At 73.0% G+C, this 24817-nt stretch carries 22 protein-coding genes and 1 rRNA gene; 19 read left to right on the top strand and 4 right to left on the bottom strand.

Annotated features, from left to right (window positions below):
* Both rrf and IH26_RS60345 read left to right on the top strand, forming a co-directional pair.
* Window positions 1-92, top strand: a 5S ribosomal RNA gene (gene rrf / locus IH26_RS56495); the annotation flags it as partial.
* Window positions 93-294: 202 nt separating this feature from the next.
* Window positions 295-831 (top strand): hypothetical protein, encoded by a 537-nt coding sequence (locus tag IH26_RS60345; protein ID WP_157437587.1) that lies wholly within the window; start codon window positions 295-297, stop codon window positions 829-831.
* A 189-nt stretch (window positions 832-1020) separates the two neighbouring features.
* Here the strand turns inward: IH26_RS60345 and IH26_RS64095 are convergent, their stop codons facing one another.
* Window positions 1021-1674: a hypothetical protein gene (locus IH26_RS64095; protein WP_030441257.1), complete on the bottom strand. Its 654-nt coding sequence runs from the start codon at window positions 1672-1674 to the stop codon at window positions 1021-1023.
* On the opposite strand from IH26_RS64095, the gene IH26_RS54500 reads away from it, so the two are divergent.
* The 3 genes from IH26_RS54500 (at window position 1618) to IH26_RS0138650 (ending at window position 4620) form a co-directional block, all read left to right on the top strand.
* On the top strand, window positions 1618-2766 hold the full coding sequence (locus IH26_RS54500) for a hypothetical protein (RefSeq protein WP_084599448.1): 1149 nt from the start codon (window positions 1618-1620) through the stop codon (window positions 2764-2766). The two genes, IH26_RS64095 and IH26_RS54500, sit on opposite strands and share 57 nt — an antisense overlap.
* A 27-nt stretch (window positions 2767-2793) precedes the next feature.
* Entirely contained in the window at window positions 2794-3813 is a 1020-nt protein-coding gene (locus IH26_RS0138655; protein WP_030441255.1) for an HAD-IIA family hydrolase, read from the top strand.
* A 174-nt stretch (window positions 3814-3987) separates the two neighbouring features.
* Window positions 3988-4620, top strand: a complete 633-nt coding sequence (locus IH26_RS0138650) for a flavin reductase family protein (protein ID WP_030441254.1) — start codon at window positions 3988-3990, stop codon at window positions 4618-4620.
* Here IH26_RS0138650 and IH26_RS0138645 read toward each other — a convergent pair.
* The gene (locus IH26_RS0138645) at window positions 4612-4947 is read right to left on the bottom strand and encodes an alkyl sulfatase C-terminal domain-containing protein (protein WP_030441253.1); all 336 of its coding nucleotides are present in this window, start codon (window positions 4945-4947) and stop codon (window positions 4612-4614) included. The two genes, IH26_RS0138650 and IH26_RS0138645, sit on opposite strands and share 9 nt — an antisense overlap.
* Before the next feature lie 109 nt (window positions 4948-5056).
* Between IH26_RS0138645 and IH26_RS54495 the strand changes: the two genes are divergently transcribed.
* The 13 genes from IH26_RS54495 to IH26_RS0138580 all read left to right on the top strand — a co-directional run bounded on the left by IH26_RS54495 (window position 5057) and on the right by IH26_RS0138580 (window position 19923).
* Window positions 5057-5839, top strand: coding sequence for a phasin family protein (locus IH26_RS54495; RefSeq protein ID WP_063763800.1), 783 nt, complete (start codon window positions 5057-5059; stop codon window positions 5837-5839).
* A 4-nt stretch (window positions 5840-5843) separates the two neighbouring features.
* Window positions 5844-6113, top strand: coding sequence for a hypothetical protein (locus tag IH26_RS0138635; protein WP_030441251.1), 270 nt, complete (start codon window positions 5844-5846; stop codon window positions 6111-6113).
* 4 nt (window positions 6114-6117) lie between these two features.
* Complete coding sequence (locus IH26_RS0138630; protein ID WP_030441250.1) at window positions 6118-6963, top strand: TlyA family RNA methyltransferase; 846 nt, start codon at window positions 6118-6120, stop codon at window positions 6961-6963.
* On the top strand, window positions 6960-7847 hold the full coding sequence (locus IH26_RS0138625; RefSeq protein ID WP_030441249.1) for an NAD kinase: 888 nt from the start codon (window positions 6960-6962) through the stop codon (window positions 7845-7847). Before IH26_RS0138630 ends, IH26_RS0138625 begins: the two co-directional genes overlap by 4 nt.
* A 52-nt stretch (window positions 7848-7899) precedes the next feature.
* On the top strand, window positions 7900-9621 hold the full coding sequence (recN, locus tag IH26_RS0138620; RefSeq protein ID WP_030441248.1) for a DNA repair protein RecN: 1722 nt from the start codon (window positions 7900-7902) through the stop codon (window positions 9619-9621).
* A 110-nt stretch (window positions 9622-9731) separates the two neighbouring features.
* On the top strand, window positions 9732-10910 hold the full coding sequence (gene steA, locus IH26_RS0138615; RefSeq protein ID WP_030441247.1) for a putative cytokinetic ring protein SteA: 1179 nt from the start codon (window positions 9732-9734) through the stop codon (window positions 10908-10910).
* Between the two features lie 20 nt (window positions 10911-10930).
* Window positions 10931-11866, top strand: a complete 936-nt coding sequence (locus tag IH26_RS0138610; RefSeq protein WP_030441246.1) for a copper transporter — start codon at window positions 10931-10933, stop codon at window positions 11864-11866.
* A gap of 11 nt (window positions 11867-11877) precedes the next feature.
* On the top strand, window positions 11878-12672 hold the full coding sequence (locus tag IH26_RS0138605; protein ID WP_030441245.1) for a hypothetical protein: 795 nt from the start codon (window positions 11878-11880) through the stop codon (window positions 12670-12672).
* Window positions 12669-14237 carry a murein biosynthesis integral membrane protein MurJ gene (murJ, locus tag IH26_RS0138600; RefSeq protein ID WP_030441244.1) on the top strand — a complete coding sequence of 523 codons (1569 nt, stop codon included), beginning with the start codon at window positions 12669-12671 and terminating at the stop codon, window positions 14235-14237. The genes IH26_RS0138605 and murJ overlap by 4 nt, the downstream gene beginning before the upstream one ends.
* Before the next feature lie 14 nt (window positions 14238-14251).
* The gene (locus IH26_RS0138595) at window positions 14252-15355 is read left to right on the top strand and encodes a glycosyltransferase family 4 protein (RefSeq protein ID WP_030441243.1); all 1104 of its coding nucleotides are present in this window, start codon (window positions 14252-14254) and stop codon (window positions 15353-15355) included.
* The gene (locus tag IH26_RS0138590; protein ID WP_030441242.1) at window positions 15352-17520 is read left to right on the top strand and encodes an alkaline phosphatase family protein; all 2169 of its coding nucleotides are present in this window, start codon (window positions 15352-15354) and stop codon (window positions 17518-17520) included. Before IH26_RS0138595 ends, IH26_RS0138590 begins: the two co-directional genes overlap by 4 nt.
* 121 nt (window positions 17521-17641) lie before the next feature.
* Window positions 17642-19330, top strand: coding sequence for a CTP synthase (locus tag IH26_RS0138585; protein WP_030441241.1), 1689 nt, complete (start codon window positions 17642-17644; stop codon window positions 19328-19330).
* Entirely contained in the window at window positions 19327-19923 is a 597-nt protein-coding gene (locus IH26_RS0138580) for an NUDIX domain-containing protein (protein WP_030441240.1), read from the top strand. The genes IH26_RS0138585 and IH26_RS0138580 overlap by 4 nt, the downstream gene beginning before the upstream one ends.
* Before the next feature lie 84 nt (window positions 19924-20007).
* Here IH26_RS0138580 and IH26_RS0138575 read toward each other — a convergent pair whose 3' ends face one another.
* Window positions 20008-20679, bottom strand: a complete 672-nt coding sequence (locus IH26_RS0138575) for an NUDIX domain-containing protein (RefSeq protein ID WP_030441239.1) — start codon at window positions 20677-20679, stop codon at window positions 20008-20010.
* A 155-nt stretch (window positions 20680-20834) separates the two neighbouring features.
* Between IH26_RS0138575 and IH26_RS0138570 the strand changes: the two genes are divergently transcribed.
* Window positions 20835-24158: a TIM-barrel domain-containing protein gene (locus tag IH26_RS0138570; protein WP_030441238.1), complete on the top strand. Its 3324-nt coding sequence runs from the start codon at window positions 20835-20837 to the stop codon at window positions 24156-24158.
* Here the strand turns inward: IH26_RS0138570 and IH26_RS0138565 are convergent.
* Window positions 24145-24813, bottom strand: coding sequence for an ABC transporter ATP-binding protein (locus IH26_RS0138565; protein WP_084599452.1), 669 nt, complete (start codon window positions 24811-24813; stop codon window positions 24145-24147). The genes IH26_RS0138570 and IH26_RS0138565 overlap by 14 nt on opposite strands.
* Window positions 24814-24817 lie beyond the last annotated feature (4 nt).

Below are 24817 nucleotides of genomic sequence, written 5' to 3'. Positions count from 1 at the left end.
CGCCCGGTCTCATTCCGAACCCGGAAGCTAAGCCCTCCAGCGCCGATGGTACTGCACTCGGGAGGGTGTGGGAGAGTAGGACGCCGCCGGACTCAACGTGACAGACGAGGGCCACCCCGGACGGGGTCGGCCCTCGTCTGCGTTTGTGCGTCCGGCCCCTAGTAACTTTGAGTGTTGAGGCGAAGCCCCCGAGAACAGGGCCGCCGTATCGGAAGGATTGATCCGTGACTACAGGACCGCACGACGGCGGCTCCAGCAACCGCGACGACGAGCGTCCCGCCGGCCGTGGTCGGGATGGCGACTCGCACGCGCGCGGCGGACGATCCTCCGGCGACCGTGGCGACCGGCCCGGCTACCGCGGCGGTGACCGCGGAGGGTACCGCGGCGGCGACCGGGACCGCGGCGGCTACCAGGGTGGCGGCGACCGCGACCGGGGTGGTGACCGCGGTGGATACCGCGGCGGCGACCGGGACCGCGGCGGCTACCAGGGTGGCGGCGACCGCGGCGGGTTCCGTGGCGGCGACCGCCCGCAGGGTGGCGGCTACCGAGGTGGCGACCGGGACCGTGGTGGTTACCAGGGCGGTGGCGACCGGGGCGGGTACCGCTCGGATCGCCCGTCGGGTGGCGACCGCGGTGGGTATCGCTCGGACCGTCCGTCGGGCGGGGACCGTGGCGGGTACCGCTCGGACCGTCCGTCGGGTGGCGACCGTCCGTCGGGTGGCGACCGCGGCGGGTTCCGTGGTGGCGACCGGGACCGTGGTGGTTACCAGGGCGGCGGGGACCGTGGTGGCTATCGCGGCGGGGACCGGGATCTGGGTATCGCGGGGGTGACCGGGAACGGTCCTTCGGTGACCGGCCGCAGGGCGACCGCGGTGGGTTCCGGTCGGACCGTCCGCAGGGTGACCGGGGCGGGTTCCGTGGTGGCGACCGGCCGCAGGGCGACCGGGGCGGCTTCCGTGGCGGCGACCGGCCGCAGGGCGACCGGGGCGGCTTCCGGGGCGGTGACCGGGACCGGGGCGGCTACCAGGGTGGCGTGGGTATCGCGGGGGTGACCGGGAACGGTCCTTCGGTGACCGGCCGCAGGGCGACCGCGGTGGGTTCCGGTCGGACCGTCCGCAGGGTGACCGGGGCGGATACCGTTCGGATCGTCCGCAGGGTGACCGCGGCGGGTTCCGTGGTGGCGACCGGGACCGGGGCGGCTACCAGGGTGGCGGCGACCGGGGTGGCTACCGCGGCGATCGGCCGCAGGGTGACCGTGGCGGGTTCCGGGACGACCGTGGGGGCTTCCGCGGTGGCGACCGGGGTGGGTTCCGCGATGACCGGGGCGGCGACCGCGGTGGGTTCCGGGACGACCGGGGCGGCGACCGGGGTGGGTTCCGGGACGATCGTGGTGGGGACCGGGGTGGGTTCCGGGACGATCGTGGTGGGGACCGGGGTGGGTTCCGGGGTGACCAGGAGCGGCGCGGGTTCCGCAGCGACCAGGATCGGGGCGAGGAGCGGCGTGGGTTCCGGGACGACCGGGAGCGCGATGAGGCTCGGGATGGCGACGAGCGGGCGCTGACGCCCCAGGCGCCGGAGATTCCCGAGGAGATCGTCGCGGCCGACCTCGACCAGGAGGTGCGTGCCGAGCTGCTGTCGCTGAGCCGGGACGTCGCCGACAAGGTCGCCCGGCACCTCGTGGCGGCCGGCCAGATCATCGACGAGGATGCCGAGCTCGCACTGGAGCACGCGAAGGCGGCGCGCCGGCTCGCGTCCCGGATCGCGGTCGTGCGGGAGGCCGTCGGCCTCGCGGCGTACGCGGCGGGGGACTGGAGCACGGCGATCGCCGACCTGCGCGCCTACCACCGGATGACCGGCAGTCAGACGCACCTGGCCGAGATCGCCGACAGCGAGCGGGCGCAGGGTCACCCCGAGCGGGCGATCGACCTGTACCGCGGCGCTGACATCGAGAAGCTGGACAAGTCGAGCGCGATCGAGTTGCTGATCGTGGCGGCCGGAGCCCGTGGCGACCTGGGCCAGCACGACGCGGCCGTGGCGATGCTGCAGGTCCGCGAGCTGACCACGGACGACGACGCCGACTGGGCGGCCCGGCTGCGGTACGCCTACGCCGACGCACTGCTCGCCGCCGACCGGCGCGAGGAGGCTCGCGAGTGGTTCTCCCGGGCCGCGGCCGTCGACGAGGAGCAGCTGACCGACGCCACCGAGCGCCTGCTCGAACTCGACGGCATCACGATCGAGGGCGACGAGGACGAGGACGAGGACGAGGACGACGACGACCGCGCCGTCGACCTGGACGACGACGCCGAGGACGCCGAGAACCGCGCCGACGACGGCGAGGACGCCGAGAACCGCGCCGAGGACGGCGAGGACTTCGACGAGGACGACGAGGACGAGGACTTCGACGACGAGGCCGAGGCCCGCGCCGAGGACGACGAGGACTTCGACGACGACGAGGACGACTTCGAGGACGACGGCCTCGAGGACGAGGACGACGACGAGCTCTCGGCCCGCGGCGACGGCCTGCCCGAGGACGACGACCTCGACGACGATGACGAGGAGCTGGACGAGGTCGACGCCAAGGCCAAGACCGAGGCCGAGGACGACATCGTCGACGACGAGGGGTCCGGCTTCGAGGCCGACGTCGACACCGAGTCGGACAAGCAGGCCGGCGCGGACGGCCAGGGCGACGAGCCCGCGGCCGGCCCGACCGAGCCCGCGGCCGGCCCGGCCGAGACGGCGGCCGGCCCGACGGAGAAGAAGGCCTGACCCGGACGAGCAGCGAGAGGCGGCGGCGTGGGCGACGAGCTGGTGGGCGGCTATGACCTGGTCATCTTTGACCTGGACGGGGTCGTCTACCTGATCGACAAGCCGATCCCGGGCGCCGCCGAGGCGATCGAGCGGCTGCGCGGGGACGGGGTTCACGTCGCCTATGCGACCAACAACGCGTCGCGGCGGGCGGGGGACGTCGCCGCTCTGCTGACCGGGATGGGTGTGCCGGCCAAGGCCGATGAGGTGCTCAACTCGGCAGGGGCGGCGGCCGCGGTTCTCGCGCGGCGGCTGCCGGCCGGGGCACCGGTGCTGGTTGTCGGGGCCGAGGCGTTGCGGGCCGAGGTTCGGGACGCCGGGTTGACGCCGGTGTCGACCGCCGAGGACAAGCCCGCGGCCGTGGTGCAGGGGTATGGGCCGGATGTCGGCTGGCGGATCCTGGCCGAGGCGGCGCTGGCGGTGCGGGCCGGGGCGATGTGGGTGGCGACCAACACCGATCGGACGCTGCCGAGTCCGCGCGGGCCGCTGCCGGGGAACGGGTCGCTGGTGGCGGTGCTGCGTACCGCCCTCGACCGGGAGCCCGATCTGGTGGTGGGCAAGCCGGAGCCGGCGCTGTTCACGACCGCTGCCTCGCTGTCGGGGGCGCGGCGGCCGCTGGCAGTGGGGGACCGGCTGGACACCGACATCCAGGGCGCGGTCGGTGCGGGCATGGACTGCCTGCTGGTGCTGACCGGGGTCAGCGGGCCGGCCGATCTGCTGGCGGCTCCGGCCGAGCGTCGGCCGACCTATGTGACGGCCGACCTGGGCGGGCTGTTCCGGGCGGCCGACGACGCACGGCTGCCGCTGGACGAGTCCGCGGCCGGCGGGTGGCGGGTCACCCGGGATAGTGACCACGCGACGCTGGACGGGGACGGCGACCCGGTCGTCGCGCTGCGTCTGCTGTGCAACGTGACCTGGAACGGCGTGCCGACGTCGGCGCTGACCGCGGGTTCCGCGCCGGCTGGGGCGCTGTTCGAGCGCTGGAACCTGACGAGCGCTGGAACCTGACGAGCGCTGGAACCTGACGAGCGCCGGGACCTGACGAGCGCTGGAACCTGACGAGCGCCGGGACCTGACGAGCGCTGGAACCTGACGAGCGCCGGGACCTGACGAGCGCCGGAACCTGATCGAGAGGTCCGATTCCCGCCAGCCTCGAGGCCCGTGAACGGCCAGCATTGAGGCATGCATCTGGTACCCGGACTCAAGGTTCTCTACTTCGGCACGCCGGTCGTGCTGGTCAGCACGCTCAACCCGGACGGCACCGCGAACCTCGCGCCGATGTCGTCCGCGTGGTGGCTCGGCCAGTCCGCGATGCTCGGCATGGGCGACAACAGCCAGACGGCGGCCAACCTGCAGCGGCACGGCGAGTGCGTGCTCAACCTGCCGTCGTCGGCGATGGTCGACGCGGTCGACCGGATCGCGCTGACCACCGGCAAGAGCGAGATCACCGGCTACAAGCTGGCGCAGGGTTACCGGCACGTGGCCGACAAGTTCGCGCTGGCCGGGCTCACCGCGCAGGAGTCGGATCTGGTCGCGCCGCCGCGGGCTCAGGAGTGCCCGATCCAGCTGGAGTGCACGGTGACCAGGGCGACGCCGTTCGGCGGGCCGGAGGTCAGCGCGCACGGTTACGAGGTGCGGGTGCTGCGGGCGCACGTCGAGGAGGAATACCTCATCCCGGGGACGGCTTACGTCGACCCGCTGCGCTGGGATCCGCTGATCATGAAGTTCTGCGACTTCTTCGGCGGCGGCATCAACGTGTACCCCTCCCGGTTGGCCGAGGGGTGGGCCCTGCCGCGAATCGGGGCCTTACAGTAGCTTCCGCAGTTTGAGCAGGTCGAACGGGTTCGCCTGCACGCTGATCTGGCGGGCGGCGAGTGCCTTGGTCACGTCGAGTTTCCCAGTCAGCAGGGCCACCAGGTCGTCGCTCTTGGCGGTCAGCGCGATCTTGGCCTGCGGGTCGTCGCCGTCCGCGATGTCCAGCAGGCGGCCACCGCTCAGGCGACCGTGGAAGGCGGCACCGAGATCGGGGACCCGGCAGGCGAGCGTACGCTCGAAGTCGAGCTTGCCCCGCGTGTCGGCATGCGCGTCGAGCTCGGCCGCCAGGCCCTGCAAAGCCGTACGGCATTCCTCCACCGTGGCCATTCGACACCCCTTCCCCCGCGACACCGCCGACGGTAGCGCACGGTACCTCAGTTCCCACGCGAACCGCCCGGTAGCGTGACACCCGACGCGAGCCCGAGAGGAGCGGAACATGCCGGACGCATGGCGGGCGTATCTGGAGATGGCGCTGGGATTGACCGAGACCACCCGTAAACGTGCCCAGAAGGCGGTGGGCGACCTCGTCAACCGGGGCGGGGCCACGGCCGCGCAGCTGCAGGGGCTGGTCGAGGACCTGATGACCGCCGGCATGGCCAACCGGGAGGCGCTGACCAACATCGTGCGCTACGAGGTGGACAAGGCGCTCGGCGCGGTCGGCCTGGCCACCGCGGAGGAGGTCACCGAGCTGACCGCGCGCGTACGGGAGCTGGAGAAGGAGCTGCAGGCGGCGCAGGGTTCGGCGACGCCGGACGGCGCGGCGGCCGTCGGCGGGACCCGGCTCGAGCGGCCGGCCCCGGCGCCGAAGAAGGTCGCCAAGAAGGCGGTGGCGAAGAAGGCCGTCAAGGCCACCCCGAACGCGATGCCGGCCGCGGGCACCACCCCGGTCTCTTCGGTCGCCAAGACGGCGGTCGCGAAGAAGGCCGGCGCCAAGAAGGCCGTGGCGAAGAAGGCGGTGAAGAAGGCCGCGCCGGTGACGGAGGCGGCCGAGGCGGAGCTTCCGCCGCTCACCGAGCCGGTAGCCGAGGCGCTTCCCCCGGCGGAGGCGGCGGCGCTGGCCGAGCTGGCCGGCGAGTCCACGCCCGCGCCCGCACCCGCGAAGAAGACAGCCGCGAAGAAGGCGCCCGCCAAGAAGGCGCCCGCGACCAAGGCGGTGGCCAAGAAGGCGGTCAAGAAGGTCGCGCCGACGCCCGAGCCCAGGACCGAGCCGGAGGCCTGATCCCATGACGTTTCCGTTCCGGCCCGGACCGCCGCCCGGCGGTGGGTTCCGGTCGGCGCCCCCGCCCGTACAACCCCAAACCCCGACGCAGCCGTACGCCGCGGAGCCCGCTCCCGGCGAGCGGCGGATCGTGGAGACGACCGGGCATCCGGCGGTGGACGCCGCGCTGCGCTCGCTCGCCAACGCCAGCCGGCTGGCGCCCGGTGAGCAGATCGCCGCGTACGAGGCCGCGTACCAGGTGCTCCAGGAGACCCTCTCGAGCATCGAGGGCTGAGCGGATGGCTCGTCGTGCCCGGCTCGACGCCGAGTTGGTGCGCCGGAAGCTGGCCCGCTCCCGGGAGCAGGCGGCCCAGCTGGTCGAGGCCGGCCGGGTGCAGGTGCGCGGGGTCGTGGCCCGCAAGGTCGCCGCGATGGTCGACCCGGCCGACCCGGTGCTGGTGACCGGGGCGGATCCGGCGACCGAGTACGTCTCGCGCGGGGGCCACAAGCTGGCCGGGGCGCTCGCCGCGTTCAAGGACCTGACCGTCGAGGGGCGGCGCTGCCTCGACGCCGGGGCCTCCACCGGGGGTTTCACCGACGTGTTGCTGCGCGCCGGGGCACGCCAGGTGGTCGCGGTCGACGTCGGGTACGGACAACTGGCGTGGCCGATCCGTACGGACGAAAGGGTTGTGGTTTTTGAACGCACCAACGTCCGCACGCTCACGCCCGAGGCGATCGGCGGCCCGGTCGAGCTGACCGTGGCGGATCTGTCCTTCATCTCGCTGCGGCTGGTGCTGCCCGCGCTGGCCGCCTGCACCGTGCCGGACGGCGATCTCGCGCTGATGGTGAAACCGCAATTCGAAGTGGGTAAGGAACGGGTGGGCGCGGGCGGCGTGGTGCGCGACTGGCGGTTGCGCGCCGAGGCCGTGCTGGAGGTCGCCGCGACCGCCGCCGAGCTGGGGCTGGGCGTGGCCGGCGTGACCGCGAGCCCGCTGCCGGGGCCGAGCGGGAACGTCGAGTTCTTCGTCCGGTTCCGCCGGGACGCCCCACCGGCCGATCGCATGGAGATCGACAAAGTGGTCGCCGCGGGGCCGTCCGGGGAGGTAGCTTCTGGCGCGCCGGATGTCTTTCTGGAGGACGAATGATGCGGTCGGCACTGCTGGTCACTCACACCGGCCGCCGTCAGAGCGCCCAACATGCCCGGGCCGTCGCCCGTGACCTGCTCGCCGCGGGTTTCGAGGTGCGGGTGGTCGCCGAGGAGGTGGCCGATCTCGACCTGCCCGCCGAGGTCACGCCGGTGACCGGGCCGGAGGCGGCCGAGGGCGCGGAGATCGTGCTGGCGCTCGGCGGGGACGGCACGTTCCTGCGGGCCGCCGAGCTGGCCCGCCCGGTGAAGGCGCCGCTGCTCGGGATCAACCTGGGCAAGGTCGGCTTCCTGGCCGAGGCGGAGATCGACGACATCGACGCCGCGGTCAAGGAGATCGTCGACGGCACGTACAAGGTGGACGAGCGGCTGACGCTCGACGTGCGGGCCGAGTACGGCGGCCGGGTGATCGCCGAGTCGTGGGCGCTGAACGAGGTGAGCGTCGAGAAAGGCCAGCGGGCGCAGATGCTCGAGCTGCTGGTCGACGTGGACGGCCGGCCGCTGGCCCGGTACGGCTGCGACGGCGTGGTGTGCGCGACCCCGACCGGGTCGACGGCGTACGCGTTCTCGGCCGGCGGCCCGGTGGTCTGGCCCGAGGTGGAGGCGCTGCTGCTGGTGCCGATCAGCGCGCATGCCCTGTTCTCCAAGCCGCTGGTGACGGCGCCGACCTCGTCGTTCGTGGTGACGGTCGACCCGTACACGTCGTTCGCCGTGCTCTGCTGCGACGGGCGGCGCACGTGGGACCTGCCGCCGGGCGCGAAGGTCACCGTCGAGCGCGGCGAGTTGCCGGTCCGGGTCGTGCGGCTGGCGCCGAGGCCGTTCACCGATGTCCTCGTGGCGAAGTTCGCTCTTCCCGTTGAAGGATGGCGCGGTAATCGACGCTGATCGTGGGATCCGCGGTGGGCGATTGTCGGTGGGTACCGTTACTGTCTGCCGTGTGCTGGAGGAGTTGCGAATCACCGGTCTCGGCGTCATCGACGACACGACGCTGAAGCTGACGGGCGGTATGAACGTCATCACCGGTGAGACCGGTGCGGGTAAGACCATGGTCGTGACCGGCCTGGGCCTGCTGTTCGGCGGCCGGGCCGACGCCGGGCGGGTGCGCGCCGACCCGGGCCGCGCCGTCGTCGAGGGCCGGCTGCGCCTGCGCGGCGCGCTGGCCGATTCGGTGCAGACCCGCATCACCGAGGCCGGCGCCGAGGTCGACGACGACGGCTCGATCCTGCTCAGCCGCACGGTGACGATCGAGGGCCGGTCCCGTGCGCACGTCGGCGGCCGCAGCATGCCGGTCGCGATGCTGGCCGAGGTCGGCGAGCAGGTGCTGGCCGTGCACGGCCAGTCCGACCAGCTGCGGCTGCTGCGCCCGGCCGAGCAGCGCGGCGCGCTCGACCGGTTCGCCGGCCCCGAGCACGAGAAGCTGCTGGAGACGTATCGCGAGGCGTTCACCCGCTGGCGCGCGGTGGTGGACGACCTGGCCGACCGGCGGCGCAACGCCCGCGCCCGCTCGCAGGAGGCCGACCTGCTCAAGCTCGGGCTCGACGAGATCACCCGGGTCGACCCGCAGCCGGGCGAGGACGACGAGCTGCGCGCCGAGGCGCAGCGGCTGGAGCACGCCGAGGGACTGCGGATCGCCGCCGCCACGGCCGCGCAGGCCCTGGCCAGCGGGGTCGAGGCCGCCGACGACACGCCCGACGCCACCCAGCTGCTCGGCACCGCCCGGCGCACGCTGGCGGCGCAGGCCTCGGTCGACCAGTCGCTGTCCGACCTGGCCGCCCGGCTGGAGGAGGCGGCCACCCTGGTCGGCGACGTGGCCGCCGAGCTGTCGGCGTACCTGAGCGCGCTGGATGCCGACCCGGCCCGGCTCGAGCAGATCTACGAGCGTCGCGCCGAGCTGCGCACGCTGACCCGCAAGTACGCGGACGACGTCGAGGGCGTGATCGCCTGGGCCGACAACGCCCGCACCCGGCTGGCCGCCCTGGACACCTCCGACGAGCTGCTGGAGGAGCTCGACAAGGAGCGCCAGCGGCTGGAGGCCCAGGTCGGCGAGCTCGCCCAGCGGCTCACCGCGGCCCGGGTCGAGGCGGCCGGCCGCTTCTCCGAGGCGGTCAGCGTCGAGCTGGCCGGGCTGGCGATGCCGCATGCGAAGGTGGAGGTTGCCGTGGTCCCGCGGGCCGGTGACCAGGCCTTGGGGCCGGACGGCGCCGACGAGGTGGAGCTGCGGCTGGTGGCCCACCCGGGCGCGCCGTCGCTGCCGCTGCAGAAGGGCGCGTCCGGCGGCGAGCTGTCCCGGGTGATGCTGGCGATCGAGGTGGTCTTCGCCGGCGCCGGCGGGCCGCCCACGCTGGTCTTCGACGAGGTCGACGCGGGCGTCGGCGGGCAGGCCGCGGTCGAGATCGGGCGGCGGCTGGCCCGGCTCGCGCGTACCCATCAGGTGCTGGTGGTCACGCACCTGCCGCAGGTGGCCGCGTTCGCCGACCGGCACCTGGTGGTCGCCAAGGACACCGGCGGCGCGATCACCACGAGCGGGGTGCGGATCGTGGAGGAGACCGAGCGGGCCCGCGAGCTGTCCCGGATGCTGGCCGGTTTGCCCGATTCCGATTTGGGCATCGCGCACGCCGAGGAGCTGCTGGCGGTGGCGGGGCGGGAGAAAAGAGGCTGAGGTGGCATGATGTTGGGAGGGACTGACCGGGGCGACATTTGCCCCATTTGTGGGTGAGACTGCGCATGTCGCGTGCCAGGCGTGTGATCCGGCATGTCAGGATGGCCGGGATGCGACTTCCCACCTTGCGTCGTGCCCGGAGCCTCGATCCCGAGGCGGTGACCGGCACCGCGCGCCTCGACCGCCGTACCAAGCGGCTCACCGGCCGGCTCCGCCCGGGCGACATCGCCGTGATCGACCACGTCGACATCGACCGGGTCGCGGCCGACGCGCTGGTCGCGGCCGGGGTGGCCGCCGTGCTCAACGCCAAGCCTTCGATCTCCGGCCGGTATCCGAACCTCGGCCCCGAGGTGCTGATCAAGAACGGCGTGCTGCTCGTCGACGACCTCGGCGAGGAGGTGTTCGAGCGGCTGCACGAGGGTGACCTGGTCACCATCGAGAACGACACCGTGCTGCTGGCCGGCGAGCCGGTCGCCAGCGGGGTCCGGCAGGACGCCGACACCGTGGCCGCGTCGATGGCGGACGCGCGCGAGGGCCTGTCGGTGCAGCTCGAGGCGTTCGCCGCGAACACGATGGACTACCTCAAGCAGGAACGCGACCTGCTGCTCGACGGCGTCGGCGTGCCCGAGGTGCGTACGAAGATCGCCGGCCGGCACGTGCTGATCGTGGTGCGCGGCTACGACTACAAGGACGACCTGGACGTCCTGCGTCCGTACATCCACGAGTACAAGCCGGTGCTGATCGGCGTGGACGGCGGCGCCGACGCGCTGGTCGAGAACGGTTACACCCCCGACATGATCATCGGGGACATGGACTCGGTCACCGACGACGTGCTGCGCTGCGGCGCGGAGGTGGTGGTCCACGCGTACCCGGACGGCCGGGCCCCCGGCCTCGAGCGGGTCGCCAAGCTGGACGTGCCGGCGCTGACCTTCCCGGCCGCCGCCACCAGCGAAGACCTGGCGATGCTGCTGGCCGACGAGAAGGGCGCGACGCTGATCGTCGCCGTCGGCACGCACGCCAACCTGGTCGAGTTCCTGGACAAGGGCCGCGGCGGCATGGCCTCGACCTTCCTCACCCGGCTCAAGGTGGGCGGCAAGCTGGTCGACGCCAAGGGGGTGAGCCGGCTCTACCGGCAGAACATCTCCGGCTCGGCGCTGCTGCTGCTCGTGCTCTCCGCGGTCGCCGCGATGGCCTCGGCGGTGGCGGTCTCCACCATCGGTAAGGCGTACCTCACCGTGGTTTCCGAGTGGTGGGACAATCTGGTCTTCCAGCTGGGCCACCTCTTCTAGACGTCTCCGAGGCATTCGCTGTGATCAACTTCCGGTACCACGTGGTGTCGCTCACCGCGGTCTTCCTGGCCCTGGCCATCGGCCTGGTCGTGGGTACGGCGGCGCTCAACGGGCCGGTGGCCGACAGCCTCAAGAGCCAGATCAGCGCGCTGAGCAAGGACAACAGCAACAAGCGCGACCAGATCAACCAGTACCGCGACGAGCTGAACAAGAACCAGGACTTCGCCACCCAGATCGCCCCGGCGTACCTGAACAACCAGCTGGCCGGGCGCAAGATCCTGGTGGTGGCGCTGCCGAACACGTCGGACTACGCCGACGGGGTGATCGGGATGCTCAAGATCGCGGGCGCCACGGTCACCGCGAAGATCACCGTGCAGGACAAGTTCTTCGACCCCAACAACACGTACGAGTTGCTGGACCTCGCCGGTCAGTCGTCGCAGCCGACCATCCAGGGGGAGGGGCTGCCGATGAACTCCGACGGGGTCGAGACCGCCAGCGCCCAGTTGGCGCTCGGGCTGCTGCAGCGGGCCGGCTCGACGCAGGCCAGCGCGGACGATGTCGCGGCCCTGCTCACGGCGTACACGAAGCAGGGTTATCTGGCCGTCGGCGACAACGCGGTGGGTGGCGCGGAGGGCACCGTGATCATTTCGGGCGAGCCGCCGACCGACAAGGACGCGGCCAAGAAGAACCAGTCCGCGGTGACCATGGCGACCCAGTTCGGCAAGAACAAGCCGCTGGTGGTGGCCGGGGTCTCGGTCGGCGACGGTAACCTGATCTCGGCCGTGCGGGGCGACCCGAAGCTGGTCACGGACATCTCCACGGTGGACAACGCGAGCACCGCGCAGGGCCAGGTGGCGACCGCGGTGGTCACCGCCGAGCGGATGGTGCAGAACAAGGTCGGCCAGTACGGTCTCGGCGCCGGGGCGTCGTCGCTCGTGCCGAAGGCCGCGTCCTAGACTTTCCAGCCATGGCTGTCCTCAGGTCGTTCGGCGTCGGCGCGTCCGTCGCCCGTGCCGCGCTCGGGTGGATCCGCCGCGACGAGCGGGCCGGGATGCTGGAGCGGAAGAATTTCCACGGCCGTACGGTGTCGCTGGCCGGCGGGCCGGCGCTGGCGCTCGGGGCCACGGCGGGGGCGGTGGCCGGTGCGCCTTCGCTTCGGGTCGCCACGGCCTCAGCGGTGGCCGGCGTCGCGGCCGGTTCGGTCGGCCTTTATGACGATATGTCGGGGGACTCGGGCATAAAGGGTTTCGCCGGGCACCTGGGCGCGCTGCGCGAGGGCCGGGTAACCAGCGGGTTCGTCAAGATTGCCGGAGTGGGGGCGGCGGGGCTGGCGGCCTCCGCGGCGATCGGAAGCAAACGAACTAGCCTCCTAGGACGATCGGCCGACGTGCTCCTGGGCGCCGGGGTGATTGCCGGGATGGCGAATTTCGTCAACCTCCTCGACTTGCGGCCCGGGCGCGCGCTCAAAGCCGGAGTCGCCATAGGTGTGCCGGTCGGTGCCGCGGGTCCGGTGGGCGCGGCGGCCGCCTTGCTGCCCGAGGATCTCGGCGAAGAGATCATGGTGGGCGACGCGGGGGCGAACGCGATGGGGGCGCTGCTCGGCGTGGCGCTCGCGTCGAGAACCGGGCCATTCGGGCGTCTTGTTGCGTTTGCGGCGTTGGGGGCGCTCACCGCCGCGAGCGAGAAGGTCAGTTACACCAAGGTCATCCAGGACACGCCGTGGCTGCGGAGGCTCGACGAGCTGGGCCGCCGTCCGGCGTGACGGCCACGACCGCACGCAAGGTCGCCGGGGCCGCGGCGCTCATCACCGTGCTCACGGTGATCGCCCGGATCGCCGGGTTCGCCCGCACCTTCGTCTTCCTGCACACCGTCGGCAAGCACAACCTGGCCGACATCTACAACGCCGCCAACACCATCCCGAACATCGTCTTCGAACTGGTCGCCGGCGGCGCCCTGGCCAGCCTCGTGGTCCCACTGCTGGCCGGGCACGTCGCGGCCGGCGACCGGGAGCGGGTCAACGCGGTCACCTCCGCGCTGCTCACCTGGGTGCTGGTGCTGCTCGTGCCGATCGCGCTGCTGGTCGGCCTGCTGTCCGGGCCGATCGCCGGCCTGCTGCCGCACGTGCCGGCCGCGCACCAGGCGACCGCCGCCAGCATGCTGCACATCTTCGCCCCGCAGTTGCCGCTGTACGGGATCGGGATCGTGCTCACCGGCGTCCTGCAGGCCCATCATCGGTTCGCCTGGCCGGTGATCGCGCCGCTGCTGTCCAGCGTCACGGTGATGGCCGCGTACCTCACGTACACGGTGGTCGACGGCGCGGAGACCGACTTCGCCGGCCTCACCCGCACCGGCGAGCTCACCCTGTCGGTCGGCACCACGCTCGGCGTGGTCGTGCTCGCGCTGTGCCTGCTCATCCCGCTGCGGAAGCTGCGCCTGCGGCTGCGGCCCACGCTGCGCTTCCCGGGCGGGGAGGGGCGGCAGGCGGCCCGGCTGGGCTGGGCCGGCGGGGTGACCGTCGGCTCCCAGCAGTTGATCGCGATCGTCGCCATCGCGCTGCTCACCGACAGCGGGTACACGCTGTACGTCACCGCGCAGACCATCTTCCTGCTGCCGTGGGCGGTGCTCGCGGTGCCGCTGGCCACCGCGGTCTACCCGTCGTTGTCGGCCGCCGCCGCCCGGGGCGACGAGGAGGCGTACGCCACCTCGCTCTCGGCCAGCGCACGGACCGTGACCCTCGCCGCCGGCCTGGGCGCCGCGGCCCTCGCGGCGCTCGCCGGACCGGCCGCCAATCTGATCAACGCGGGCAAGGCCGCCCCCGGGATCGCCGGCTTCGCGCCCGGCCTGTTCGGCTACGCGCTGTTCGCGCTGCTGTCCCGGGCCCTGTACGCGCGGGGCGCCACCCGGGCCGCGGCCGCCTCCACCGCGGCCGGCTGGGTGGTCGCCGCGCTGACCGCGCTCGCCTTCGCCGCCCTGCCCCACCAGCGCCAGGTCCTCGGGCTCGGCCTCGCCAACGCGGCCGGCATGACCGTGATCGGGGCGCTGCTCGTGCTCGCCGTCCGCCGGCACGCGGGCTCGGCGGCGCTGGCCGGGCTGGGCCGCACCACCACCGTCGGTATCGTTGCCGCGGGGACGGCCGCGGCCGCCGGGTACGCCGTGGTGACCGGAATCGGACACCTGGTCGGTGCGGGCCCCGGCGTCGCGGGCAGCCTGGCGCAGGGCATGCTGGGCGGGCTCGCCGTGCTGGCCGTGTTCGGGGCGGTGGCGTACGCGCTCGATCGACGGGACGTTTCCGCCCTGGCGGCCCGGATCCGCCGGCGACGAAGCTAAGGAGTGGTTGGTCCGTGGAGAACGGATGGCGCGGCTCGGTGGCTCTCGTGCTCGCCTCGAGCACCGGCGGGATCGGGCAGCATGTCGCCTCGCTGGCTCGCGGCCTGCGTGCGGTCGGTTGCGACGTGCTGGTCTGCGGGCCGGCCGCCGCCGACGAGCTGTTCGGCTTCGCCGCGGGGGGCGCCGCCTTCCTCCCGGTAGAGATCCCGGCCAACCCGGGCACCCAGGACGCCGGCGTGATCCGCGCGCTGCGCGCCGCCCTGACCACCCGCCCGATCGACGTGGTGCACGCGCACGGGCTGCGCGCCGGGCTGGTCGCCGGGCTGGCCCGCCCCGGCGTGCCGCTGATCGTCACCTGGCACAACTCGGTGCTCGCCAAGGGCCTGCGCGGGCAGGCCTCGGCGCTGGTCGAGCGGATCGTCGCGCGTACCGCCACGATCACCCTCGGCGCCTCCGACGACCTGGTCGCCCGGGCCAAGGCGCTCGGCGCCCGGGACGCCCGGCTCGGCGCGGTCGCCGCGCCCCGGCTGGCCCCGCCCAAGCGGTCCCGGGCGGCGGTGCGGGCCGAGTTCCGGCTCGCGCCCGGCGCGCCGCTGATCCTCTCGGTCGGCCGGCTGCACCCGCAGAAGCGCTACGACCTGCTGATCGACGCGTCCGCCCGGTGGCGCGCGCTGACCCCGGCACCGGTCGTCGTGGTGGCCGGCTCCGGGCCCAGCTACATGTCCCTGGCCCAGCGCTCCTCCGAGCGGCACGCGCCGTTCCACCTGCTCGGCCGCCGCTCGGACGTGCCCGACCTGCTCGGCGGGGCCGATCTCGCGGTGGTCACCAGCGACTGGGAGGCCCGGCAGTTGTTCGCGCAGGAGGCGCTGACCGCGGGGACGCCGCTGGTCGCCACCGCCGTCGGCGGGGTGCCGGGGCTGGTCGGCGACGCGGCGGTGCTGATCCCGCCGGGCGATGTGGACGCGCTGGACGAGGCGGTGCGCCGGCTGCTGGCCGATCCGGCGATGCGGGCCGACTACGCGGCGCGCGGGCCGGCACAAGCGGCGACCTGGCCCACCGAGGAAGACACCGTGGCGGCCGTGCGGGCCGTCTACGCCGAGGTCACGGCCCGGGTATGAGCCGGCGGATCTGGGTTCCGTACGCGCTGGTCCTGCTGGCCGTCGCGGCCAGTCTCGCCGGCCTGGCGGTGCGGCCGGCCACCGGCGCGCCGCAGAGCACGGTCGACTACGTCATCGTGGCCGGCGCGGCCGGGCTGCGCTGGGACGACCTCGACCCGCAGCGCACCCCGACGCTCTGGCAGGAGGCGAGCAAGGGCTCGATCGGCTGGCTGTCGGTGCGCTCGGCGCAGCGGGTCACCTGCCCGGCGGACGGCTGGGTCACGCTCGGCGCCGGCAACTACGCGGCGTATCCGCGGGTCGAGAGCGCCGGTCGCTGCGACGCGCCGGCGCCCGACCTCGACCAGCCGGACGCGATCGGCGCGAACATCGCCAACCAGCGCAACATCGTTCAGGAGAATCAAGACCGTTTGCCGTACGGGGCGGTGCCCGGCGCGCTGGCCGAATCGGTCCGGTGCACGGTCGCGGTGGGCCCAGGTGCCGCGATCGCGGCGGCCCGCCCGTTCGGCCGGGTCGACAAGTACCAGGCCGAGTTGCCCACCGACCCGCGCAGCCTGCTCTCGGACTGCGTGCTCAGCTTCGTCGATCTCGGCACGATCACCGGCTCCGGCCCGGACCGCGCGGCCCAGGTCGAACAGGCCGACGCCGCCCTGGCCCGGATCGTCGCGGCCCGTCCCGACCGGTCGCTGCTGCTGGTGGCGGGGGTCTCGGACACCGACCGCACCTCCCGGCTGCACGTGGCGATCGCCGAGGGGCCGGGCTGGGACGGCGGCTGGCTCACCTCGGCCGGCACCGGCCGCGACGGCTACCTGCAGCTGATCGACCTCGCCCCGACCATCCTCACCGCGCTGGGCAAGGACTCGCCGGAGAAGCTCTTCGCCGGCCGCTCGGCCACCGTCTCGCCGGACAAGCCGGCCAACCTCGCCGACGCGGTGCAGGGCTCGCACAACGCCGACGGGCGGGCCGGCGCCCAGCGTGGCGTCGCCGGCATCTTCTTCACCGTGCTGGCGATCATCCAGTTCGTGCTGTTCGCGCTGCTCGTACCGGTGATGGTGCGGGCGCGCCGGCACAGCGGGCCGAAGGGGCCGGCGCTGCCGTCGTCGCGGGTGGTCGAGGCGGTCGAGCTGGCGCTGATCGCGGCCGCGCTGACCATTCCGGCCGCGCTGCTGGCCGACGCGTCGCCGTGGTGGCGCGCCGACCACCCGGCGTGGATCTTCGGGCTGGTCACCGGCGCCCTGGTGGTGCTCGGCACCGCCGCGGTCCGGCTCGCGCCGCGCTACCGGCGCACGCTGTGGCCGATGGCCGCGGTGGCCGCCTGCGGCGCGGTGGTGGTCGGCGCCGACCTGCTGACCGGCGCGCAGCTGCAGCTGAACGGCGTGGCCGGCTATTCGGCGATCAACGGCGCCCGGTACGCCGGGGTCGGCGGGGTGGGCCTGGGCGTGTTCGTGGCCGGGCTGCTGTTGCTGGCCGGGTGCGGGGCCCAGGGGGTGGCCCGGGCGTACCGGCCGCTGATCTTCGTGCTGCTCGGCGGGCTCGGCGTGGTGATGGTCGGCAGCCCCTACCTCGGCGCCGACCCGATCGGCGCGATCGCGGTCACCGCCGGGGTGTGCGTGGCCGCCGCGATGAGCACCGGCGGCTGGCTGACCTTCACCCGGTTCGCCTGGGCCGCCTTCGCCGGGCTGGCGGTGACCGTCAGCTTCGCGGCGGTCGACCTGCGCCGCCCCGAGCTGGAGCAGGGCAGCCTCGGCCGGTTCCTGTCCGCGCTCGGCGACGGCAGCGCCGGCCCGGCCCTGCAGCGGGTCGCCGCCAGCAACGGTGAGACCCTGCTGGCCAGCCCGCTGACGATCCTGGCGGTGGTCGGCGGGGTGATGCTGGCCTTCTGCCAGTTCTCCCCGTGGGGCGGGCTGAACCGCCTGTTCGGCCTGCACCCGGCGGTGCGCGCGGCCGGCGCCGGCGTCACCGTGACCGCGATGATCGCCGGGGTGCTCGGCGGGTCGGCGCTGACCGTGGCCGGGGCCGCCGCCGCCGCGGCCGTGCCGACCGCGGTGCTGGTCACGCTGCGGGTGCTGCTGCACGCGGCCGACCGCACCCGCCCGGAGGGCGAAACGGACGGACCGGGCGGGCCGTTGCTGCGCAAATCCGGGCAAGATCATCTTTTGAGTAGCTGACACGCGTCGCGACCAGCCCGAACGTGCGCGCGCATTCTCAGGTGTTACGGTGGACTCCCGTGGATGGGGCCTCGAGCCCCGGTCTGCATGTCCGACCACAGACAACCCACGGGAGCGGGCGTTGGCCTCATCAGTGCGCGACACGCGGCACATCTTCGTCACCGGGGGCGTCGCCTCCTCGCTGGGCAAGGGCCTCACCGCCTCGAGCCTCGGCAACCTTCTGACCGCGCGCGGACTGCGGGTCGTCATGCAGAAGCTCGACCCCTATCTCAACGTCGATCCCGGCACGATGAACCCGTTCCAGCACGGTGAGGTCTTCGTCACCGAGGACGGCGCCGAGACCGACCTCGACGTCGGCCACTACGAGCGGTTCCTCGACCGGTCGCTGTCCGGCAAGGCGAACGTGACCACCGGGCAGGTCTACTCGACGGTGATCGCCCGCGAGCGCCGCGGCGAGTACCTGGGCGACACCGTGCAGGTCATCCCGCACATCACCAACGAGATCAAGAGCCGGATCTTCGCGATGGCCGACCCGGACGAGTCGGGCCGGGTGCCGGACGTGGTGATCACCGAGGTCGGCGGCACGGTCGGCGACATGGAGTCGCTGCCGTTCCTGGAGGCGATCCGGCAGGTCCGCCACGAGGTCGGCCGCGACCACGTGTTCTACCTGCACGTGTCGCTGGTGCCGTACCTGGCGCCCTCCGGCGAGCTGAAGACCAAGCCGACCCAGCACTCGGTCGCCGCGCTGCGCAACATCGGTATCCAGCCGGACGCGCTGATCTGCCGCAGCGACCGGGAGATCCCGGAGAAGCTCAAGCACAAGCTGGCGCTGTACTGCGACGTCGATCGCGAGGCCGTGATCGCCTGCCCGGACGCGCCGAGCATCTACGACATCCCCAAGGTGCTGCACCGCGAGGGGCTAGACGCGTACGTCGTACGGCGGCTTGGTCTTTCGTTCCGTGATGTCGACTGGTCCACCTGGGACGATCTGCTGCACCGGGTGCACCACCCGAAGCGCACCATCACGATCGCGCTGGTCGGCAAGTACGTCGACCTCCCGGACGCGTACCTGTCGGTGAGCGAGGCCATCCGCGCCGCCGGCTTCGCGAACAATGTCAAGATCCAGCTCCGCTGGGTGCCCAGCGACGACTGCGAGACCACGGCGGGCGCGGCCGCCGCGCTGAAGGGCGTGGACGGCATCGTCATTCCGGGCGGGTTCGGCGTCCGCGGCATCGAAGGCAAGATCAATACTTCCCGGTACGCCCGGGAGAACCAGCTGCCGATCCTGGGCATCTGCCTCGGCCTGCAGTGCATGACCATCGACGCCGCGCGCAACCTGGCCGGGCTGGCCGGCGCGAACTCGCTGGAGTTCGACGAGCGGGCGCCGTACCCGGTGATCTCGACGATGGCCGACCAGGAGGACATCGTGGCCGGCAAGGGCGACCTGGGCGGCACGATGCGGCTCGGTGCCTACCCGGCGGTGCTCGCCGCGGGCTCCGTCGTCTCCGAGGTTTATGAGGGCGCCACCGAGATCTCCGAGCGGCACCGGCACCGGTACGAGGTGAACAACGACTACCGGGAGAAGCTGGCCCAGGCCGGGCTGGTCTTCTCCGGCACCTCCCCGGACGGGCGGCTGGTCGAGTTCATCGAGCTGGACCGCGCGACCCACCCGTACTTCGTGGCGACCCAGGCGCACCCGGAGCTCAAGAGCCGCCCGACCCGGCCGCACCCGCTCTTCGACGGCCTGATCAAGGCCGCGGTCCAGTACGCGGCGGCGGACGAGCTGCCCGTCGTCGTGGACCCGTCGTGACGGCATTCGCGCACGAGACGCTGTCCCGGGACGACCGGTTCCGCGGCGCGATCTTCACCGTCCACACCGACCGGGTCACCATGTCCAGCGGCGGCACGGTCAGCCGGGACGTGGTGGCGGCCAAGGGCGCGGTGGGCGTGGTCGCGATCGACGACGTGGACCGGGTGGTGCTGATCAAGCAGTACCGGCACGCGGTCGGCGCGTACCTGTGGGAGCTGCCGGCCGGGCTGCGCGACGTCGACGGGGAGGGCCTGGTCGCGGGGGCGGCCCGGGAGCTGGCGGAGGAGGCGGATCTGGTCGCCGGCCGCTACGACCTGCTGATCGACCTGCACACGTCACCCGGGTTCACCGACGAGATCATCCGGCTGTTCCTCGCCCGCGACCTGACGCCGGTGCCGGACGGGGAGCGGCACGAGCGCACCGACGAGGAGGCCGACCTCGAGGTGAGCTGGGTCGACCTCGACGAGGCGGTCGCGATGGTCTTCCGCGGCGAGATCACCAATGCGGCGGCGGTGGGCGGGCTGCTGGCGGCGGCGCGCGCCCGCGACGAGGGGTGGGCGACGCTGCGGCCGGTGGAGACGCCTGAGCCCTGACGTACCGACGCCTTTCGGGTGCCACAAGCCGCTCGCTGAGCGAGATACTCGCCGAGCAAGATACTAGCTGGGCGAGATACTTGCTCAGCGAGAGGTTGCCGTTTTGAACGGGCCGTGCAGGGCGGCCCACTGCAGCAGCATGATGGTCTTGGCGTCGGCGATCCGGCCGTCGGCTGTCCAGGCGAGGGCCTCGTCGAAGTCCAGCTCGACCGCCTCGATGTCCTCGCCCTCCTCGGCCACGCCGCCGCCGGCCGCGATGGGCGAGGCCGGGGAGTAGGGCGCGGCGTAGAAGTGCAGCCGCTCGGTGATCGAGCCCGGGCTCATCCACGCGCCGAAGACGTGCCGCAGCTCGCCCACCTCGACGCCCAGCTCCTCGGCGGCCTCCCGGCGGATCGCGTCGGCCGGGTCGTCGTCGTCCAGCAGGCCGGCGGCGGCCTCGACGACCATGCCGTCGGGGTGGCCGTTCACGTAGACCGGGTAGCGGAACTGCCGGGTCAGCAGCACGGTGCGCCGGGCCGGGTCGTACAGCAGGATCGTGGCGCCGTCGCCGCGGTCGTACGTCTCGCGCTGCTCCCGGGTCCAGCGGCCGTCGGCGTGCCGGTAGTCGAACGTGGTGCGGCGCAGCACGTGCCACCCGGCGGCGAGCAGCTCCACGTCCCGGATCACGACGTCCGGGTTGCGCGTCAAGTCCCGGCCGACCTGGTCGAGGCCGGTGCGTCCGCGCGCGTCGGGCAGGTCGATCCCTGGTGTGGTCATGGTCGCCGACCGTACACGCCGACATTTCGGGATCGGTCACCGACGGCCCGGCGGATGATCCCGGGCGTTCGTCTCATATCGACGCGATGCTATTGACTCCGCCCCCCGGGGAAGACTCCACTGTGTGACGGGAGCCCAACCGACCGGAGGTCGTCATGGTCAAGCGCGTCGCCGTGCTGCTGACGTTCCTGCTTGGCCTGGTCGCCATCCCGTCGGCCGCGCTGGGTGCGCCGCTGCCGGCTCGGATCCAGGATCAGAGTGTACGGGTGGAGCACCTGCGCGTTCAGGTCCTCAGCCCGACCATGCTGCGCCTGGAATACGCCGCCAACGACTCCTTCGAGGACCGTGCCACCTTCAACGCCGTCGACCGCTCACCCCTGCCCACCTGGTTCCGGGCCTCCACCCTGAACGGCGAGCTGCGGATCGACACCGCCGCGGTGACCCTGCACTACCGGCTCGGCAGCGGCCCGGTCACCGCCGCCAACACCACGCTCGACCTCACCGTCGCCGGCCGGCGCACCAGCGTGCACCCCGCCTTCGGCACCCCGGCCCGCAACGACTCGCTCGGCGGCTGGTATCGCGGGCTCGACTACTACGCCGGCCAGGCCGGCCCGGTCGACCAGCTCACCCTGCACCCGGGCATGCTCAACCGCGGCGGCTGGTACCTGCTGGACGACACCGCGACCGCGCTGCGCACCGGCGACGACTGGGTGGCCCCGCGGCCCGCGCGCACGGGCGCCTACCAGGACGGTTACCTGTTCGGCTACGGCCACGACTACGCCCGCGGGCTCGCCGACCTGCGTACGCTCACCGGCCCCTCGCTGCTGCCGCCCGAGTGGGCCTTCGGCACCTGGTTCTCGAAGTACCAGCCGTACAGCACCAGCGACTACCGCAACCAGCTGCTGCCCGCCTTCGAGCAGCACCGGGTGCCGCTCGACAACCTGGTCGTCGACACCGACTGGAAGGCGCCCAACTCCTGGGCTGGCTGGAACTGGAACAGCAGCCTGTTCCCCGACCCGCAGGCGTTCCTGGCCGAGCTGAAGAAGAAGGGCATCAACGCGACGCTCAACGTGCACCCGGCGATCAGCGGCGACGACCCGCAGTTCGCCGCCGCCCAGGCCCGCGCCAAGAACAAGCTGATCCCGGCCGCCAACAGCTTCGCACCCAACCCGTACAAGTTCGATTGGAGCGACGCCGACCAGGCAGCCGCCTACGAGCAGCTGCACGATCCGTTCGAGGCGCAGGGCGTGCAGCAGTGGTGGCTGGACTACTGCTGCGACGACAGCGGGGTCAGCATGCCCGGCCTCACCGCCGACAGCTGGGTCAACGAGCTCTACCGGCGCGACGGCGACGCCCTCGGCCGGCGCGGCTTCTCGCTCGCCCGGATCGGCGCGTCCTACCCGGCGTACACCGTGCCGGGCGGCTCCGGGCCGTGGGCCGAGCACCGCAGCACCGTGCACTTCACCGGCGACACCCGGCCCGACTTCGCGACCCTGGCGTTCGCGGCGAAGATGACCCCGGCCGAGGGCGCGAGCATCGGCGAGTCCTACGTCAGCCACGACATCGGCAGCTTCGCCGGCAAGCACCTGCCCGACGACCTCTACCTGCGCTGGGTGCAGCTCGGCGCGTTCCAGCCGATCCTGCGCCTGCACTCGGACCACGGCGACCGGCTGCCCTGGGAGTATTCCGACGCGGTCAGCGGGGCGGCCGCCGACTTCCTGCGGCTGCGCGAGTCGCTGGTGCCGTACCTCTACACGGCGGCCCGGCAGAGCTACGACACCGGCCTGCCGATGGCCCGAGCGCTCTACCTGCAGTGGCCCGAGCTGAACGAGGCGTACCGGCACGACACCCAGTACCTGCTGGGCGACTCGCTGCTGGTCGCGCCGGTCACCACGCCCGGGCTGGCGACCACCACCTCGGTCTGGTTCCCGCCCGGCGTCTGGACCGACTTCTTCACCGGCGCCACCTTCCGCGGCCCGGCCACCCGTACCGTCGGCGCCACCCCCGACCACATGCCGGTCTACGTGCGGGCCGGAGGCATCGTCGCCCAGGCCCCGAAGGGGCCCGGGTTCTCCGCGCCGTCCGTCGGACCAGGCGCCGGTAGCAACTCAGCCCAGGGCACGGCCAACGTCGCCAACCAGCCGAAGGACCGGCTGACGCTGACCGTCTACCCGCACGCGGACGGCGCGACCTCGGTGTACCAGGACGCGGGGGACGGTCTGGGCTACCAGGAGGGGCAGTACCAGCAGATCCCGGTCCGCTATCGCGAGGGGCAGACCTCGTCGGTGACCATCGGCGTGCCCGCCGGGACCTACCCGGGTGCGTCGGCGGCGCGCGGCTACACCGTCGCCTTCGCCGGGGTGAGCCGGCCGGACACGGTCACCGTCGGCGGGCGCCGGGCGAATTTCGGGTACGACGCCGGCAAGCACCTGCTCACCGTCACCGTCCCGCCGACCGGGCGGGCGGTGACCGTGACCCACGACGGCGAGCCGCTCACCATCGCCCAGCAGCCGGCCGTCGATGTCGGCTTCGAGGCGCCCGACGGGCTGCAGTCCGGGGCGACCAGCCGGCTCGTGACGACCGTCCACAACGCCGGACCGGGCGCGATCCGCGACGTCGCGGCGAGCGTCTCGGCGCCCGCCGGCTGGGTCGTCAAGCCCAGGACCGGCACCACGCGGGACATGCTCGCGGCGGGGGCGACCTTCACCATCACCTACGACGTGACGCCGGCCGGCGCCTCGCCCCGCACCGCCGCGGTGATCGCCCGGGTCGCGTACCGCAATCCGGACGGCACCGCGACCGGCGTGCCGGCCGCTCTCACCGTGCCCATCCGCCCGGTCGCGGTCACCTTCCGGGTGCTCGCCCCGCCGGGCACGCCGCCGGACGCCACCCTCTACGTGCCCGGCAACATCGACCAGCTGGGGCCCTGGGACCCCGGCAAGGTCGCGATGACCAACCGCGGCAACGGCATCTGGGAGGCGACCGTCAGCGTGCTGGACGGCACCGACATCCAGTACAAGTACACCCGCGGCACGTGGGAGACGGTCGAGGACTGGGGCACGATCACCGGCACCAACAACCGGGACGTGGTCGTCGACGGCGGCATCACCCAGACCATGGTCGTCGACGACACCTCCACGGCCTGGGGCACCGGCGGGTCCGATCTCCACCTGGCCGTCCAGTACTGGCGGGACCCGCTCGTGGTCTCCGCCGCCGGCAGCGCCTCCGCGGTCACCGTCCACTTCCAGCGCGACATCCAGCCCAGCGGCACGGACTTCTCGAACGCGGTCGTGGTGAGCGGCGTCTTCGGCCCGATCGCCGGCACCGTCGCCGAGACCACCCCGGGCGTGCTCACCTGGACGCCGTCGGAGACGCTGCCGGGCGGCACCTACACCGCGACCGTCGCCAACGTCAGCAGCACCGGCGGCGGAAGCGTCCCCATCCAGAAGCCGTACACGTTCAGCTTCACCATCCCGTAGCGCGGCCGTCGCGCAGGGTCAGAACGCGGTCGGCCCGGTCGATGAGTTCGGCGTCGTGCGTGGCGACCAGCGCGGTCATCCCGCGGACGTCCACCACCGCACGGATGAGCTCCATGATCGACCGGCCGGTGTCGGGGTCGAGCTGACCGGTCGGCTCGTCCGCGATCAGCAGCGGTGGATCGTTGGCCAGCGCCCGCGCCACCGCCACCCGCTGCTGCTGACCGCCGGACAGCTCGTACGGCCGCTGCGCCGCCTGCCGGCCGAGACCGACCAGCTCCAGCAGGACGGCGACCCGATCGTCCCGTTCGGCGGCCGGGCGCCGGGTCAACCGCATCGGAATGCCCACGTTCTCCGCCGCGGACAGGATCGGGATGAGGCCGAACGACTGGAACACGAAGCCGATCGTGGTGCGGCGCAGTTCCAGCCGTTCCTTGTCGGCGGCGGCGGTGACGTCGTGGCCGGCGACCTCGATGCGGCCGGCGGTGGGGCGGTCGAGGCAGCTGATCAGGTTGAGCAGGGTCGTCTTGCCGGCGCCGGACCGGCCTCGTACGGCAATGAATTCGCCCTTGGCCGCGGTGAAGGAAACGTCCTGAACGGCGTGGACGACGCCGTCGCCGGCGGGGAACTCGCGGCTGACCCCGTCGACGACGATCATCTGG

Source organism: Actinoplanes subtropicus (assembly GCF_000721705.1).
Lineage (GTDB): Bacteria > Actinomycetota > Actinomycetes > Mycobacteriales > Micromonosporaceae > Actinoplanes > Actinoplanes subtropicus.
This window is presented reverse-complemented; position numbering and strand designations above follow the sequence as displayed.